The sequence below is a fragment of the uncultured Albimonas sp. genome (genome assembly GCF_963977235.1).
Taxonomy (GTDB): domain Bacteria; phylum Pseudomonadota; class Alphaproteobacteria; order Rhodobacterales; family Rhodobacteraceae; genus Albimonas.
The window spans coordinates 1-15661 of sequence record NZ_CAXBOD010000026.1; the positions used below are offsets into that span (position 1 = coordinate 1).

General features: G+C 71.5%; 14 protein-coding genes. 2 read left to right on the forward strand and 12 right to left on the reverse strand.

What is annotated here, in order from left to right; all coding sequences use genetic code 11:
* Window positions 1-63 precede the first annotated feature (63 nt).
* The 10 genes from AAC134_RS13170 to AAC134_RS13215 all read right to left on the reverse strand — a co-directional run bounded on the left by AAC134_RS13170 (window position 64) and on the right by AAC134_RS13215 (window position 11137).
* Window positions 64-732, reverse strand: a complete 669-nt coding sequence (locus AAC134_RS13170; protein ID WP_339949557.1) for a protein-L-isoaspartate(D-aspartate) O-methyltransferase — start codon at window positions 730-732, stop codon at window positions 64-66.
* Between the two features lie 16 nt (window positions 733-748).
* On the reverse strand, window positions 749-1558 hold the full coding sequence (gene surE, locus AAC134_RS13175; RefSeq protein WP_339949558.1) for a 5'/3'-nucleotidase SurE: 810 nt from the start codon (window positions 1556-1558) through the stop codon (window positions 749-751).
* A 172-nt stretch (window positions 1559-1730) separates the two neighbouring features.
* Window positions 1731-2141: an SET domain-containing protein-lysine N-methyltransferase gene (locus tag AAC134_RS13180; protein WP_339949559.1), complete on the reverse strand. Its 411-nt coding sequence runs from the start codon at window positions 2139-2141 to the stop codon at window positions 1731-1733.
* Window positions 2142-2326: 185 nt separating this feature from the next.
* Entirely contained in the window at window positions 2327-3619 is a 1293-nt protein-coding gene (serS, locus tag AAC134_RS13185; RefSeq protein ID WP_339949560.1) for a serine--tRNA ligase, read from the reverse strand.
* 95 nt (window positions 3620-3714) lie between these two features.
* Window positions 3715-5289, reverse strand: a complete 1575-nt coding sequence (locus AAC134_RS13190; protein ID WP_339949561.1) for a sodium/solute symporter — start codon at window positions 5287-5289, stop codon at window positions 3715-3717.
* 273 nt (window positions 5290-5562) lie between these two features.
* Entirely contained in the window at window positions 5563-6267 is a 705-nt protein-coding gene (locus AAC134_RS13195; RefSeq protein ID WP_339949562.1) for a TIGR02594 family protein, read from the reverse strand.
* A gap of 143 nt (window positions 6268-6410) precedes the next feature.
* On the reverse strand, window positions 6411-6938 hold the full coding sequence (locus AAC134_RS13200) for a DUF2937 family protein (RefSeq protein WP_339949563.1): 528 nt from the start codon (window positions 6936-6938) through the stop codon (window positions 6411-6413).
* Window positions 6939-7043: 105 nt separating this feature from the next.
* On the reverse strand, window positions 7044-8711 hold the full coding sequence (gene ettA, locus AAC134_RS13205) for an energy-dependent translational throttle protein EttA (RefSeq protein ID WP_339949564.1): 1668 nt from the start codon (window positions 8709-8711) through the stop codon (window positions 7044-7046).
* 185 nt (window positions 8712-8896) lie between these two features.
* A complete protein-coding gene (locus tag AAC134_RS13210) occupies window positions 8897-10102 on the reverse strand; it encodes a hypothetical protein (protein WP_339949565.1) in 1206 nt (401 codons plus the stop codon).
* 114 nt (window positions 10103-10216) lie between these two features.
* Window positions 10217-11137: a helix-turn-helix domain-containing GNAT family N-acetyltransferase gene (locus AAC134_RS13215; RefSeq protein WP_339949566.1), complete on the reverse strand. Its 921-nt coding sequence runs from the start codon at window positions 11135-11137 to the stop codon at window positions 10217-10219.
* A 207-nt stretch (window positions 11138-11344) separates the two neighbouring features.
* On the opposite strand from AAC134_RS13215, the gene AAC134_RS13220 reads away from it, so the two are divergent.
* Together AAC134_RS13220 and AAC134_RS13225 are read left to right on the forward strand one after the other, a co-directional pair.
* On the forward strand, window positions 11345-11980 hold the full coding sequence (locus AAC134_RS13220) for a nicotinate-nucleotide adenylyltransferase (protein WP_339949567.1): 636 nt from the start codon (window positions 11345-11347) through the stop codon (window positions 11978-11980).
* Between the two features lie 164 nt (window positions 11981-12144).
* Window positions 12145-13929, forward strand: coding sequence for a D-alanyl-D-alanine carboxypeptidase (locus AAC134_RS13225; RefSeq protein WP_339949568.1), 1785 nt, complete (start codon window positions 12145-12147; stop codon window positions 13927-13929).
* Between the two features lie 75 nt (window positions 13930-14004).
* Here AAC134_RS13225 and AAC134_RS13230 read toward each other — a convergent pair whose 3' ends face one another.
* Both AAC134_RS13230 and AAC134_RS13235 read right to left on the reverse strand, forming a co-directional pair.
* Window positions 14005-14442, reverse strand: a complete 438-nt coding sequence (locus tag AAC134_RS13230; RefSeq protein ID WP_339949569.1) for a tellurite resistance TerB family protein — start codon at window positions 14440-14442, stop codon at window positions 14005-14007.
* Between the two features lie 205 nt (window positions 14443-14647).
* The gene (locus AAC134_RS13235) at window positions 14648-15484 is read right to left on the reverse strand and encodes a PEP-CTERM sorting domain-containing protein (RefSeq protein WP_339949570.1); all 837 of its coding nucleotides are present in this window, start codon (window positions 15482-15484) and stop codon (window positions 14648-14650) included.
* Window positions 15485-15661 lie beyond the last annotated feature (177 nt).

Here is a 15661-nt window from a genome sequence, read left to right on the forward strand (position 1 = left end):
GGGGGCGGGGGGGGGGCGGGGGGGGGGCCGGCGTATCCGGCCCCGCCGCTCAGGGATCGGGGATCAGTCAACCACGTCCGCGGCCACGCCCTCAAGCAGGGGGACGAAGCGAACGGGCGAAAGCTCGGAATATTGAAGACCCTCGGCGGTCTTTTCGACCCGCAGCAGCTGCTGCACATCGTCGGTCTGGCCTACGGGCAGCACCATCACCCCGCCCTCGCGCAGCTGCTCGAGCAGGATGGCGGGCACGTCTTCGGCCGCGGCGGTGACCATGATGCGGTCGAAGGGCGCCTGGTCGGGCAGCCCCAGCGCCCCGTCCGCGGTCATGATCGAGACGTTGGACAGGTGCAGCCGACGCTCGATCACCTCGCGGGCCTGGCGGGCGAGCGGGCGGTGCCGCTCGACCGAATAGACCCGGCGGGCGAGCCGGGCGAGGATCGCGGCCTGGTAGCCCGAGCCGGTTCCGACCTCGAGCACCTTGCACCGGGCCGTCGCCCCCAGCGCCTGGGTCATCTGCCCGACCACCGAGGGTTGGGAGATGGTCTGCCCGCAGGCGATGGGCAGGGGGATGTCCTCCCACGCGCGGTCCTTGAACGAACGGTCGAGGAAGGCCGCGCGCGGCGTCTTCTCGATCGCGTCCAGCACGCGCTTGTCGGTCACGCCTTTCGAGCGCAGCGCGAAGATCAGCTGCATCACCTCTTCGGCCGTCCCGTCGCGTTCGCCCGCCGTCATGGGTCCCCCGTTCCGTTCAGGCCGTGCGCCGCGCGGCGTCGCCCGCAAGCGCCGCCTCGACGTCGGCGAGCCGGTCGTGGGCGGTCAGGTCGCAGCGCAGCGGCGTGACCGTGATCCAGCCCTCGGCGGTGCCGCGGGCGTCGGTGCCCTCGGGGCTCAGCTCGTTTCCGCGCGCGTGGGCGAGCCAGAAGTAGGCGCGCCCGTTGGGGGCCAGCGTCTCCTCGACCTTGAAGGCGCCGCCGGGGCGGCGGCCCTGGTTGGCGGCCCGGATCCCCTGGATCCTGTCGCCGGGCACGGGCGGGAAATTGACGTTGTAGAACAGGCCGTAATCGGCCGTCGGCTCCCACGGCATCTCAAGCACGCGGCGCACCGCGTCGGGGCCGGCGCGGCGCGCGCCCTCGAACATGTCGTCAAGCTCGAGGTTGTCGGGGCCGTAGCCCTGGCTGAGCGCGATGGAGGGCACGCGCGCCAGCGTCCCCTCGATCGCGCCGCCCACGGTGCCGGAATAGACCACGTCCTCGGCCACGTTGTGCCCGCGGTTGACGCCCGACAGGATCAGGTCCGGCGGGCAGTCGGCCATGATGTGGCTCAGCGCCACGATCACGCAGTCGGCCGGCGAGCCGTCGACCGCAAACCGGCGCGGGCCCAGCGGATTGATCCGCATCGGCTTGGTGTAGGAGATGCAATGGGCGACGCCCGACTGCTCGGATTCGGGCGCGACCGTCCAGACCTCGCCCTTGGGGCCCGCCAGGGCCAGGGCGATGTCCTCGGCCGCGCGCAGTCCGGGCGCGGTGATGCCGTCGTCGTTGGTGATCAGAATTCGCATGGAGCCCCCGCTGCTCCGCCCCCCGTCGATGCCGCGAAGGGTCCGGAGCGTTGACGCATGGACCGAGGATTACCCGCGCCCGGGGTCGAGGTCCAGCCGGGCGCGGGCCGCAGAGGCGATCCTTTCGGGGGTGCGACGAGGCGGCGACGCCTCGTCTGGCCGCAGGCGGGCGCTATTCCGCCGCCAGCGCCGCGACGCGGTGGCGCGAGGGCTGCATGTGCAGCTCGCCGAAGGTGAACTCGCGATAATCGCAGGTCAGCTCCTCGCCCGCGGGAATGTCGCGCAGCGCGATGCCGAAGTCCGCGCCCCGGAAGTCCGTGTTGGGCTGGTCGGCGTGGTTCATGAACCGGCCCTCGTCCGCGTCCAGGAACAGGTGGTCGGGGTGGTCGAGGTGGTCGTAGCCATAGCGCTCGAGGAACTCGCGCATCACCGGGTCGGCGGACTCGACCAGGCTGCGGGGCAGGCGCTGGTCGAAGCGGTCGTCGAAGCGCCAGACCGTGTCGCCCTTGCGGATCGGCTCATGGCAGAACACCCCGAGGCCCTCGATGGACGAGGGGGCGAGATAGCAGCGGACCGTCATCATGGCCGCGATATTCCGTAAGGCCGGGCCGCCCGTCCGGACGTTGTTGCAAGAGAGGTTTCATGAGGGACCGCAGCGGGTTGCAGGGCTTTCCTGCAACCCGCTGCGCCCCCCCGCGCGGGGCGGCGCGCGGAATCGTCAATACGCCGATTCCGGGCCCGATCAAGCGATATTCGCGAGCGCCGGCCTCAGGCGAGCGAGCCGTCCGCGGCGATGGTCGACTTGCCCCCCATCCAGGGCCGCAGGACCTTGGGGATGTCGATGCCGCCGTCGGCGCGCTGCCAGGTCTCGATCACCGCGATCAGCGCGCGCCCGACGGCGAGACCGGAGCCGTTGAGCGTGTGCACGAACTCGGGTTTCGCTTCTGGCTGAGGGCGATAGCGGGCGTTCATGCGACGGGCCTGGAAGTCGCCGCAGAGCGAGCACGAGGAGATCTCGCGATAGGCGCCCTGGCCCGGCAGCCAGACCTCGATGTCATGGGTGCGGCGGGCGCCAAAGCCCATGTCGCCGGTGCACAGAACCATGGTGCGGAAAGGAATCTCCAGCGCCTTCAGGATGTTCTCGGCGCATTCTGTCATGCGATCGAGCTCGGCCGGACCCTCTTCGGGGGTCACGACCGAGACCATCTCCACCTTCTCGAACTGGTGCTGGCGCAGCATGCCGCGGGTGTCCTTGCCCGCCGAGCCCGCCTCCGAGCGGAAGCACTGGCTCAGCGCGGTGTAGCGCTGCGGCAGGGCGGCGGCCTCGAGGATCTCGCCGGCCGCGAGGTTGGTCAGCGTCACTTCCGCCGTCGGGATCAGCCACCAACCGTTCTCGGTGCGGTAGGAGTCCTCGGCGAACTTGGGGAGCTGGCCGGTGCCCAGCATCGCCTCGTCGCGCACCAGGACCGGGGTCCAGACCTCTGTCAGGCCATGCTTTTCGACATGGGTGTCGAGCATGAACTGGCCCAGAGCCCGGTGCAGCCGGATCAGCGCCCCCTTGAGCACCACGAACCGCGCGCCCGAGAGCTTCGCGGCAGCGGCGAAATCCATCAGGCCCATGGCCTCGGCGATCTCGAAATGCTCCTTGGGATCAAAGGCATACTCGCGGGGGCTGCTCCAGCGACGCAGCTCGACATTGTCGGCTTCGTCGTTGCCGTCGGGGATCTCGTCCAGCGGGAGATTCGGCAGCGAAAGGAGGGCGTTGCGGAGTGTTTCCTCTTCCGCCTTGGCAACCGCCTCCAAGCGCGAAATTTGCGCCTTCTGGACTGCCACCAAGGCGCGCAGCCGCTCGAACTCGGCTTCGTTGCCGATCGCCTTTGCCTTGCCGACAAGCTTGGAGGTTGCATTTCGCTCGGCCAGCGCTGCCTCGGCCGCGGCAATATTGGACCTGCGGTGGCGATCAATCTCAAGCAAATACGTGGAAGCATTCTGTACACCCCGACGGGAGAGCGCCGCATCGAACGCGGCGGGGTTCTCGCGGATCTGGCGGATGTCGTGCATGGAAGCCTCCGGTGGGCCTAGAGTCGGTCTTGGCGCGGGGGTTATGCGTCAGCGGGCGGCGCAGGGGAAGGCCCTCGGCGCAGGTCGCCCGGGCCTCACCAGAACCAGACCAGCACCGCAAGCATCGCCAGCGCCAGCGCCACGCCCCAGACCCGGACGTCCCAGAGGGCGGAGGTCGCGTCGTCCGCGCGCCCGGCCAGCGCGTCGGAGGGGCGCCAGATCAGCGCGGGATCGGGCTCGGCGCCGGGCCGGCTGAGCACATGGAGGACGGCAAAGGACAACAGGGTCATGACCGTCACCGTCTCGGTGAAATGCAGCGGCCAGACGCCGAACTGGGAGAGCGCAAACAGGACCAGCCCCAGCCCGTGCATGGTCAGCAGCGTCGTCAGCGCCGCGGGGCCTGTGGGGCGGCGGGAGAAGGCGCCGTAGACAAACAGCGCCACCACCGGCGGCACGATGATCGAGAACGCCTGCTGCAGGTAGTCCCAGATGCCGCCGGCGAACTGGATCAGCGGCGCCCAGATCACCGCGATTACCATCAGGGTCAGAGTGCAGAGCGTGCCCCAGCGACGGGCCTTGCGCGCCTCGAGCTTGCGCTCGGGCGGCGTGGCGAAGTCGTTGACGATCAGCGCCGAGGCCGCATTCAGCGTCGAATCCACCGTCGACATGATCGCCGCGATCAGCCCCGCGAGCACCAGGCCCGTCAGCCCGGCGGGCAGCACGGTGGTGATCATCACCGGGAACACCTGGTCGGGCTCGGGGATGTCGGGCAGCAGGGGCGCGGCCATGGCGCCGGGCAGCACCATCAGGAACAGCGGCAGGATCTTCAGCAGGCCCCCCAGCAGCGCGCCGCGCTGCGCGTCCGGCGTCGAGCGGGCGCCCAGCACGCGTTGCACGATGTACTGGTTGGTCACCCAGTACCAGAACCCCAGCAGCCAGATGCCCGCGACAAGGCCGGTCCAGGGCAGGTCCTCGTCCCCGATCGGACGGACCATCGAGAGGTGGCCCTCGGGCAGCGCCTCGGTGACCCGGGACCAGGAATAGTCGAGCTCGCCGAACAGGATCAGCGCGGTGACCCCGCAGCCCGCAATCAGCACGACGGCCTGCAGGACGTCGGTGTAGACCACGGCCTTGAGCCCTCCGGCGGCGGCGTAGCCCCCCGCGAACAGGCCGATGACGGCGCAGGCGAGCCAGAGCGGGACCTCGGGGAAGAAGGTGGTCATCACCACGCCCCCGGCATAGAGGCCGCCGGCGGTGTCGACGATGACGGTGAACAGGATCGTCAGACCCGAGAAATAGAGGCGAACCGGGCGCGAATAGCGCAGGTCCAGCCACTCGGGCGTGGTGGTGATGCGGGCCTTGAGGAACAGGGGCGCAAACACGAAGGCCAGCAGCAACAGGGGGATGCCGGCCATCCACTCGAACGCCGAGGTGGCGATGCCCGAGCTGTAGGCCGCCCCGGTCAGCCCCATCAGCGTGGTGGTGGAGATGTTGGAGGCGAACAGGCTGAGCCCGATCGCCCCCCAGGCCAGAGAGCGGCCGGCGAGAAACAGGTCCTCGCCCGTCGAGGTGCGCCGCGCGACCCAGATGCCGATGGCCAGCACGATCGCGAGGTAGACGGCGATGACTGCGAGATCGATTGTTGCGATGTGGGACTGAACCCGGTCCATGGCGCCGCTCCTCTCCGCAAGCGGTGGAGAGGCTGGCCGGGGAATTCGGCGGCGATGGGGAGGGTTTGCAACGCCGAGGCGCCAGGATGGCGCCGGTCGGATGGCAGGGGGCTCGGGAGCGGGCGGCCGCGACCGCTCCCGGGGTCGGGAGGCGGCGCGGATCCGAGCCCGCCGCGAACGGGGCCGGCCGACGTGTCTGGACGCTCTTGAATGCTCACCGGATCAGGGCGGACAATCGACCGGTGAGCAGCCGCGCGGCGTCGACGGCCCGACTCAGGCCTCGTTGGTGGACAGCGCGCCGCCGGCGTCGACCAGCAGCGTCCCGCCGCCGGGGGGCAGGGCGGTGAGGGGCCAGCGGGCGGCGAGGAAACGGTCGCGGCCCACGCGCACGGTGTTGACCGCGTCGCTCTGGTTGCCGCCGAGGATCAGGTAGGCGCCCGCATCCTCGCCCGCGTAGAAGCCGACGTGGCCCTTGCCCGAGGCGAGGCTCGAACGCCAGAACACCATCACCGCGCCGACCTGGGGCTCGCACGGCTGGCCGAAGGTCTCCCAGGCCCGCGCGCGCAGGACGACGGCGGGCAGGCCCTCGTCCGGCAGGGCGGCCGCGATGCAGTGGCCCACGAAGAGGCCGCACCACGGGACGTCGTCGCCCGAATAGTCGATGTCGAGCGCCTCGGCCATCGCCATGATCGTGGGGGTGCTGGCGGGGCCGGGGGTCTCGGTCACGCCGACCAGGCGCTGCGCCTCCTCGAACCAGGGCATGGCGTCGATCGAGGCGGGGGGCGGGGCGGACTGCCCCTCGAACAGGGCCGCGAGGGTGATCGGGCCGGCGATGCCGTCGGCCACCAGCCCGCGCGAGCGCTGGAATCGGCGCACGGCGGTCAGCGTCAGGCGCCCGCGCAGGCCGTCGATGGGCCCGGGGTTGAAGCCGAGCTTGTGCAGCCGCGCCTGCACGCGGGTCCATTCCTGGCGGGTCATCGGCGGCATCCCCCAAAACCTGCGAAGCAACGAAATGACGTTGCGTCATGCGCCATGAAGCGGAGGTGAAAGCCGGCGCGCGCCGGCGTCCGCCCCTCCCGGCCGGGGTTCGGCGTCCTGTCGATCCCGGGCGGTCGGGAGGCTCAGCCGCGGCCGGGGGGCGGTCCGCCGAGGCGGGCGCGGCGGGGGCCGAACAGCAGACGCGAGAGGGCGCGCAGGACGCCCGCGATCAGCAGGCCGAAAAGGACCCCCAGCCCCAGCCACATCGCGCCGGCGAGCGTCACCGGCAGGGCGGGCTGGAACGCCTCCCAGGTCCCCGTCTGCACGTCGCGGTGGCCGAAGCGGTTGAGGCGCGGGATCAGCGACTGCGGGCGCCAGTCGAGGTCGGAGAGGCTGGCGAGGTCCGCCCGCATCCGCCTCAGGCGCTCGGCCTGACCGAGGATCACGGCCTTGGTGTCCTCGACCTGGGCGTTGCCTTGCAGGCTGTCGACGAACTCGGTCAGGGTCATGTTCTGGCGGGCGGCCAGCGCCTGGTATTCGGCGACCGAACGCTCGAGCTCGCTCACCGCGCCGCCCAGGCGCTGGGTGTATTGCTGGGCGTAGGTCGGGACCTGGCTGAAGGCGACGGCGCAGGGCAGCACGATGCAGATCAGGATCAGGTCGCGGAACATGGCGGGTCGTCCTGTGGACTCGGGGGGCGGGCCAGGCGGCCGAACGCGCAAGGGGCCCCGGCGTCGCGCGCCGGAGCCCCCCGATCTTTCACCGCGTCGACGCGCTCAGCGCGAGAACTTCTTGTACTTGATGCGCTTGGGTTCGACCGAATCCGGGCCGAGGCGCCGGATCTTGTCCTTCTCGTAGTCCTCGAAGTTGCCCTCGAACCACTCGACGTGGCTGTCGCCCTCGAAGGCCAGCATGTGGGTGCAGATGCGGTCGAGGAACCAGCGGTCGTGCGAGATGACCACGGCGCAGCCGGCGAATTCCAGCAGGGCGTCCTCCAGCGCGCGCAGCGTCTCGACGTCGAGATCGTTGGTCGGCTCGTCGAGGAGCAGCACGTTGCCGCCCGAGCGCAGCAGTTTCGCCATATGCACGCGGTTGCGCTCGCCGCCCGAGAGCAGCGACATCTTCTTCTGCTGGTCGGAGCCCTTGAAGTTGAAGGCGCCCACGTAGTTGCGCGAGGGAACCTCGGCCTGGCCCAGCTTGATGATGTCGAGCCCGTCGGAGATCTCTTCCCAGACGTTCTTGTTGGGATCGAGCGAGTCGCGCGACTGGTCCACGTAGCTCAGCTTCACCGTGTCGCCGAACTCGACCTTGCCGTCGTCGGGCTGGTCCTGACCCGTCAGCATCCGGAACAGCGTGGATTTGCCCGCGCCGTTGGGCCCGATTACGCCCACGATGCCGCCTGGCGGCAGCGAGAACGACAGCCCGTCGATCAGCAGGTTGTCGCCAAAGCCCTTCTTGAGGTTCTCGACCTCGATCACCTTGCCGCCCAGGCGGGGGCCGTTGGGGATGATGATCTGGGCCTTGCCGACCAGTTCCTTCTCGGAGCGCTCGGCCATCTCGTTGTAGCGGTTGAGACGGGCCTTGGACTTGGCCTGACGGGCCTTGGGGTTGGAGCGGACCCACTCCAGCTCCTTGGACAGTTCGCGCTGGCGGGACTTGTCCTCGCGCGCTTCCTGCGCGAGGCGCTTGGCCTTCTGCTCGAGCCAGGAGGAATAGTTGCCCTCGTAGGGGATGCCGCGGCCGCGCTCGAGCTCGAGGATCCACGAGGTGATGTCGTCGAGGAAATAGCGGTCGTGGGTCACGATCAGGATCGTGCCCTTGTATTCGATCAGGTGCTTCTGCAGCCAGGCGATGGTCTCGGCGTCGAGGTGGTTGGTCGGCTCGTCGAGCAGCAGCATGTCGGGCGCTTCGAGCAGCAGCTTGCACAGCGCCACGCGGCGCTTCTCGCCGCCCGAAAGGCTGGCCACGTCGGCGTCGTCCGGCGGGCAGCGCAGCGCCTCGAGGGCGACGTCGACCTGGCTGTCGATGTCCCACAGGTTCTGGGCGTCGATCTGGTCCTGGAGCTCGGTCATCTTCTCCATGAGCTCGTCGGTGTAGTCTTCCGCGATCTTCATGGCGATGGCGTTGTATTCCTCGACGAGCGCGGTCTTTTCGGCCACGCCCTCCATCACGTTCTCACGAACGGTCTTGGATTCGTCGAGCTTGGGCTCCTGGGGCAGATAGCCGACCTTGGCGCCCTTGGCGGCCCAGGCCTCGCCCTGGAAATCCTTGTCCTCGCCGGACATGATCCGCATCAGCGTGGACTTGCCCGAGCCGTTCACGCCCACGACGCCGATCTTCACGCCGGGCAGGAAGTTCAGGCGGATGTTCTCGAAGCACTTCTTGCCGCCCGGATAGGTCTTGGAGACGCCGTCCATGTGGTAGACGTACTGGTAGGAGGCCATGCGGGGGTCCTTGCCTGGGTAATCGGGGTTGGCGGCGTTCTATCGGGGGCGGCGCGTGGAGGCAATGCGGGGGGCGCCGCAGCGGCGAACCGGGGGCTGAAAAGCAAGGAGGCGACGCCCCGGGAGGGACGCCGCCTCGAGACCGCCGGCGACAGGGCGCGCGGCGGGGATTGCAGGTCAGGGGGTCAGGCGGTCCGGCGACGCTGCGCCCGCAGGCCGACCAGCCCGGCCAGCGCCGTGCCGAGGAGGGGCAGGGCGGCGGGAACGGGAACCTCGGCGCCGCCCTCGACGACCGGGGTCAGCAGGAAGGCCTGATCGTAGCCCTCTGGGCTGGCTCCGTAGCCGACGATCTGGCCGGAGTCGTTGATCCCGTTGGCCTCGCGGAGCGTCCAGCCCATCCCGTCGACGATGACGTCGTTGAGGTTGATGAGCGCTCCGTCATCCCACAGAAGCGCAGCGCGCTGATTGGTGCTCCGGTTTTGGGCGTAGCCTACGATCTGGCCCGCGTCGTTGATGGCGAGGGCCCTGGAGAGATCGTTCGTTCCCGGCAGGGTGCCTAGATCGGTCATCACCCCGTTCTCCCAAAGGAAAGCGTGTTGCCCGGCCGTGGCGACGCTGACTCCCACCACCTGGCCCGACGCGTTGATCCCGTAGGCCTGGCTGTAGTCGCCGCCCCCCGGCAGGTCGCCGAGGTTGGTCATCACGCCGTTGTCCCAAAGGAAAGCGCGGTCCCCTGTCGCGGCGTTGCTGAAGCCCACCACCTGGCCGGCGTCGTTGATGCCGTGGGCGCGGCTGAAGTTGTTCCCCCCTGGCAGGTCGCCGAGGTTGGTCATCACGCCGTTCGCCCACAGGAAAGCGCGGTCCCCGGTCGCGGCGTTGCTGTAGCCTGCCACCTGGCCCGATGCGTTGACCCCGAAGGCGTAGCTGATGTCGTCTCCCCCCGCCAGATCGCCGAGGTCGGTCATCGTGCCGTTGTCCCAAAGGAACCCGTGGACGCCGATCGGGGTGGCGTAGCTGCGGCCCACGACAAGGCCCGGGTCGCTGATTGCAAAGGCGTAGCTGGAATCGCTCCCGCCGGGCAGGTCGCCGAGGTTGGTCATCACCCCGTTGTCCCAAAGAAAGGCACGCTGCCCGGTTGTGGCGCCGCTCATGCCCACCACCTGCCCCGAAGCGTTGACCGCGGCGGCGTAGCTGTAGGCGCTTCCCCCGGGCAGGTCCCCAAGGCCCTGGATCGTGTAGCTCGGCACAGCCAGCGCCGGGGCGGCGGCGAGGACGAGCGTGGCCGCGAAAACGGCGGCGGGCATCTTACGCAAGGAACAGTTCGTCGAATTGAGCATGACGCGTCCCAGGTCTGCGTCCCGCGCCGGCGAGTCGGCCGGGATCGTGTTCATCTGGGTGAATCCTCTGACGCAAAGTCAATCGCACCACGTGCCTCTCAATCCATGACGTAACGGCAGTTCGTGGTTCTGGCCCCTGTTTTGGAGGCGGTTTCCGCAGTGTGGCGATCAAGGGGCGCCGGGACCGAGGCGCTTTTCGAAGAACAGCTCCGCATAGGGATCGTCGTTGAAGCGCTCGATCTCGGTCCAGCCCAGACGACGGTAGAGGGAGGCCGCCTCGGGCAGGGCGCGGTTGGTGTCCAAGCGCAGCAGGCCGACGCCCAGGCTCCGGGCCTGCGCCTCGACCGCCGCCATCAGGCGCGAGGCGAGGCCGAGGCCCCGCGCGGCGGGCGCGACCCACACCCGCTTGACCTCGGCGAACCCCTCGGCCCCCTTCAGACCCGCGCAGGCGAGCGGCAGCTCGTCGAGCGTCGCCACCAGGAAGGCCCCGCGCGGGGCGCGCATGTCGCCGGCCTGGGGATCGCGCGAGAGGGAGACCTCGAACCCCTTCGGAAAACGGTGGGCCAACTCGTCGTAGTAGCGCTCGAGGCAGGCGCGGGCGGGGTCCGAGGCGGGATCGACGGGCGCGATGACGATGCGGTCGGCGCCCAGCGCGCAGGAGACCCGATCCATCGCCTCGAGCAGGGCGAGCGCGCCGCGGCGCCCCTGCCGATCGATCAGGGCGCGGGCGCGGCGGTCCGAGAGGCGGTCGTAGGCGGCGTTCTCGGCCCGGCCTGCGGCGGTCAGGCGGGCGACGCGCCGCCGTCCGTCCTGGGCGTGGCGGCGGACCTCGGCCAGCCCCTGCGCCTCGAGCGAGCGCAGCAGCCGCGAGGCGAGGCCCGAATCCAGCCGCAGCTCGTCGCGGATGTCGGCGACCTCGCGCCCCGCCTCCGGGTCGCCGCGGCCGATGGCGTGGATCATCCGCGCCTCGCCCATCGGCCGGCCGCGGCCGAGGAACGAGGCGTCGAGCGCCCCGATCTCGGCGGTCACGGCGCGGTTGAAGCGGCGGATGCGGGGCAGGGCGTCGGCGCGGTCGGAATCGACGGTCATGGAACGGCTCGGGAGGTCGCGAGGAAGGGGCCCGCGGGACGGCGCGGAACTGTCTCTGACCTAGGTCAGCTATGTCGGGGGCGCAAGACCCTCCGCGCGCCTTCGCCTGGCGCCCTCCGCGCGCGTTGACTTGGCGGGCCCGGACCCGGAAACAGGCGGGGAAGCCGGCGAGGCGACCGGCGGCCGCGGACGAGGGACGGAGCGCGCGTGCAGGGATTTCCGAGGGCCGAGCCGGGATTGCGGGTGGGGCTGCTGGGCGGCTCGTTCGATCCGCCCCACGAGGGGCACGCCCATATCACCCGCTGGGCGCTGCGCCGGCTGGGGCTGGACCGGGTGTGGTGGCTGGTCTCGCCGGGCAACCCGCTGAAGGCCAGGGGGCCGGCCTCGCTGGAGCTGCGGATGGCGGCCTGCCGGCGGCTGATGCGTCACCCCCGCGTCGAGATCACCGATGTCGAGGCGAGGCTCGGCGCGCGCTACACCGCCGACACGCTCAGGCGGCTGCGGGCGCGCTATCCGCAGGTGCGTTTCGTGTGGCTGATGGGGGCCGACAACCTCGCGCAGTTCCACCGCTGGGACCGCTGGCAGGAGATCGCCATGACCACGCCGATCGCGGTGCTGGCGCGGCCGGGCTCGCAATTGCGCGCGGGGCTCTCGCCGGCCGCGCAGCGGTTCGCCTTCGCCCGGGTGGGCGCGGGGGCGGCGCGGGGGCTGGCGCGGGCGCGCCCGCCGGCCTGGACGCTGCTGACCGGCGCGATGTCGGACCTGTCCTCGACCCGCATCCGCGAGGCGGGCGACTGGCCCGCCCCGCGGCGCGACGCCCCGCCGCCCTCACGGGACGGTTGAGCGCAGCGCCCGGCTGCGGCAGACTCCGCGCCGAGCAGACCGGCGAACGACGACGAAGATCGCGCCGACCGGATCGGGACGAGACAGGACACAATATGCACATGGCGGCGCCAGTCCGCGAAGACAGCCTCGGGCGGCCGGGCGGCCGGCCCGCGCGCACAGGCATGGGACGACGGCTCGGGGTTGCGGCGGCCCTGGGCCTGCTGCTGGCCGGCGCCCTGGGCGCGGCCCCCGCGCAGGCCGCGGCGCCCGCGCGCGCCGAGCTGCCCCCGCCGCGCCCCGCCGCCCACGCCGCCGGCGCCAAGCCCCTGCCGGGCCAGCGGGTGGACGAGCCGCGCGCCAAGGCCCTGGCCGCGCCCATCGCCGAGACGATCCGCCTCTCTGGTCGGGTCGGCTATGCGCTGATGGACCTCGACTCGGGCGAGATCCTCGAGGGCGGCCTCGCCGACGAGATGTTCCCCCCGGCCTCGGTCGCCAAGGTGTTCACCGCGCTCTACGCGCTCGAGACGCTGGGCGCCGAGCATCGCTTCGAGACCCGCCTGACCGCCTCCTCCGCGCCCGGGCCCGACGGGCGGGTGACGGGCGACGTGGCGCTGGTGGGGGGCGGGGATCCCGAGCTCGACACCGACGCGCTCGACGAGCTGGCGGCCCAGGCGACGGCCCGGGGGTTCCGCGGCGCGACAGGGCGCTTCGTGGTTGACGCCTCGGCGCTGCCGCCGACGGCGCGGATCGACCCGCTGCAGCCCGAGGACGTGACCTACAACCCCTCGGTCGGGGCGCTGAACCTCGACTTCAACCGGGTGCTGTTCAAGTGGGAGCGCACCGGCGCCGACCTCGGCCTCACGCTCGAGGCCCACGGCGCGCGCGCCCGCGCCGCCCCGCGGGGCGTGGCGATCGTCGCCGGGCCGACCTCGGACGGGATCTTCGAGCGGCGCGACGACGGCCCGCTGGAGCGCTGGACGGTGCTCGAGCGGGCGCTGAACCGCAAGGGCCAGCGCTGGCTGCCGGTGCGCCGGCCCGCGGCCTATGCCGCCGACGTGTTCCGCAGCCTGGCCGCCGCGCGCGGCGCAACGCTGCCGCAGGCGGAGCTGGGGCGCGCGCCCTCGCCCTCGGTCACGCTGGCCTTCCGGCGCAGCGCGCCGCTGAACGAGATCCTCTACGGGATGCTCAAGTATTCCACGAACCTCACCGCGGAAGCCGTTGGTATGGCCGCGTCTTCGGAGCGCGGCGCGATCCCCGGGGACCTGGAGGCGAGCGCTCGGCGAATGGACGCGTGGGCCAACGCGCGCGCGCTCGGCGGAGCCGGGATTTCGGCCCCGCCGCCGCAGAGCCCGCCGGCCCCCACCGCCTCGGCCGCCGCCTTCGCCACCCCGAGCGGCGGGCGGGAGACCGCGCCCGAAGCCGGTCGCCCGGCGCTTTCGGCGGGGATCGCGGCGACGATGCTCGCGAGCCGCGGGGCCGCCCGGCCCGGCGCCTGGGCGCCTGCGCCCAGCCCGGCCGCGGCGACCAGCGTTGCGAGCGTCTCGGGCGAGGCGGGGCCGATCGCGCTGATGAACCACTCGGGCCTGTCGGAGGACAGCCGCGTCACTCCCGCCGCCATGGTCGCCTTCCTGCGCGCCGCCGACCGCGACCCCGCCGGCCGGGTGCGGGCGGGCGAGCTCGAGCCGCTGCTCAAGGAGGTGAACATCGGCCCCGGCAAGGGCGAGGCGCGGCTGCCTGCGGGCGTCCGCGCCTCGGCCAAGACCGGGACGATGTATTTCGTGCGGGGGCTGGCGGGCTACATCACCGCGGCCTCGGGGCGCCGGCTCGCCTTCGCGATCTTCTCCGAGGACCTGGAGCGGCGCGAAACGCTGGCCGACACCGGCGACGGAGCCAAGTCCCGCGGCTGGCTGGGCCGGGCGCGGGAGCTCGAGCGGCGCATGGTCCGCGCCTGGGCCGGGGGCTACTGACAGCCCGAAGGCGCGCCCGGTCCGGGCGCGCCTTCCGTTTCGGGTCCGGCGATCGGCCCGGGGCCGCGCGTCCGCCTATTCGGCGGCTTCTTCGAGCGTGTCGGGGATGCGCACGTGGCGGGCGCGGGAGCCGCGCTCGATGGCCGCGGCGGCCAGACGCCCGACGCCCAGCTCGTGGCGCAGCATCTCCAGCCAGCGCAGCTCGGTCAGGCGGACCGAGCCGTCGGAGGCCGCCACGTCGCAGGCCAGCGCGTAGGCGGTCTCGTTGAACTGCAGGGGCAGCGCCTCGCGCACGAGGCCGATGATCGCGTCGAGCCCGTCCTCCTCGGACAGCATGTCAAGCACGGTGCGCGTCACCCAGGCCAGCCGGTCGGGATCGTAGCCGGCGAAGGCGGGCAGGGCGCGCACGATGGTGTCGATGGAGAGCAGCTCGTTCGAGCTCATCCGGGCGTCGGCGGCGGAGGTGGTGACCATGGTGGCCACCAGCGCGTCCTGGGGCGTGAAGAGCGACATGCGGGGCCTTTCCGGCAGCGTGCTGGGAACCCGGCGGGCCGGCCGGGCGCATCGCTGGGAACATAGGGCGGGGGCGCCGGCCCCGACAAGGGCGCGAGATCGACGCGCGGACCGCAGGCCGGCCGGGCCGGAGCGGGCTGGGCTCGAAAAGAGGTCGGGCCGGCAGCGGGCGGCGGCGGCCGGCGCCGCGAGGCCGCCCGTCGTTTCAGGCGCGCCGCCGGCGGCAGACCAGGCCCATAAGGCCGAGGCCGCCGGCCAGCAGATGCAGGGCGGCGGGAACCGGGACGGCGGAGGCGAGGGACTCGGTCATCGTCACCGAGTCGAAGGCGATCCCGACGTCCAGGTCTACCGTCGAGAACCAGGCGTAGCGGTTGCCGCCGACCGCGAACGGGATCTGGTCTTCGGGATCGGGGCCGCGCGTCTCGGTGAACAGCGCCGTGTTCAGGTCGCCCTCGCCGAACAGGTTCATCTCCACGCTCAGCAGGCCCGCCACGTCGCGGAACACATGCTCGAAGACATACCAGCCGGAGGTCGTGACCTCGAGGCTCGCCGGCCCGGTCTGGGTGTCGAGGTTGGCCGGCGCGCCGACGCCGTCGCCGGTGCTGTTGTTCGAGGCGTTGACCAGCACCGTGCCCGTGTCCGCGTCGCGGGCGACGTTGAACACGAAGTCGCGCTGGTGCGCGCCGTCGGACCCGTTCGCGGCGACCGAATATTCGAACCCCGTGCCGGGCGCCCAGGCGGTGTTGAGATAGATCGCCGTCTGCACGGCCCAGTCGCCGGTCCAGACGCTCTGCGCGCCGCCCATCATCGAGAAGGGGCCGTTGAGGCTGGTCTCGCCGCCTCTGGCCAGGGCCAGCCAGCCGCCCTGATGGGCGAGCGGGGTCGCGATGCGCTCGACCGTGCCGCCGGAAAAGTCGGTCCAGCCGTCCAGGCCGGTCTCGAACCCGGTCGAATATTTCGTGTGGGCGAAGGTGGTGAGCGCGCAGGCCGGCGCCGCGGTCATCAGCGCTGCGACCGAGGCGGCAAGGATTCGGGCTGTCATGGTGCGTTTCCCAGAAACTCTTGTTTCCGGTCCCGCCCGGCGTCCCGCAACGCGGCCGGTCGGCGCCGATTTCCTGAAACGCAACATTCACCTGGGCGGAAACTGTTTCATCGACCGGACGCGGCGTCAAGCCATCTTCGCGACGCCCGGGCGCCGCTGCGTCGAGGGCAGGCGCGC

Coding starts and splice junctions, on each gene's coding strand:
- surE (WP_339949558.1), bottom strand. CDS start 1,558: ATGCGAATTCTGATCACCAACGACGACGGCATCACCGCGCCCGGACTG.
- AAC134_RS13230 (WP_339949569.1), bottom strand. CDS start 14,442: ATGTCGCTCTTCACGCCCCAGGACGCGCTGGTGGCCACCATGGTCACC.
- AAC134_RS13170 (WP_339949557.1), bottom strand. CDS start 732: ATGACGGCGGGCGAACGCGACGGGACGGCCGAAGAGGTGATGCAGCTG.
- ettA (WP_339949564.1), bottom strand. CDS start 8,711: ATGGCCTCCTACCAGTACGTCTACCACATGGACGGCGTCTCCAAGACC.
- AAC134_RS13195 (WP_339949562.1), bottom strand. CDS start 6,267: ATGACCCGCCAGGAATGGACCCGCGTGCAGGCGCGGCTGCACAAGCTC.
- AAC134_RS13190 (WP_339949561.1), bottom strand. CDS start 5,289: ATGGACCGGGTTCAGTCCCACATCGCAACAATCGATCTCGCAGTCATC.
- AAC134_RS13200 (WP_339949563.1), bottom strand. CDS start 6,938: ATGTTCCGCGACCTGATCCTGATCTGCATCGTGCTGCCCTGCGCCGTC.
- AAC134_RS13180 (WP_339949559.1), bottom strand. CDS start 2,141: ATGATGACGGTCCGCTGCTATCTCGCCCCCTCGTCCATCGAGGGCCTC.
- AAC134_RS13215 (WP_339949566.1), bottom strand. CDS start 11,137: ATGACCGTCGATTCCGACCGCGCCGACGCCCTGCCCCGCATCCGCCGC.
- AAC134_RS13225 (WP_339949568.1), top strand. CDS start 12,145: ATGGGACGACGGCTCGGGGTTGCGGCGGCCCTGGGCCTGCTGCTGGCC.
- AAC134_RS13210 (WP_339949565.1), bottom strand. CDS start 10,102: ATGAACACGATCCCGGCCGACTCGCCGGCGCGGGACGCAGACCTGGGA.
- AAC134_RS13235 (WP_339949570.1), bottom strand. CDS start 15,484: ATGACAGCCCGAATCCTTGCCGCCTCGGTCGCAGCGCTGATGACCGCG.
- serS (WP_339949560.1), bottom strand. CDS start 3,619: ATGCACGACATCCGCCAGATCCGCGAGAACCCCGCCGCGTTCGATGCG.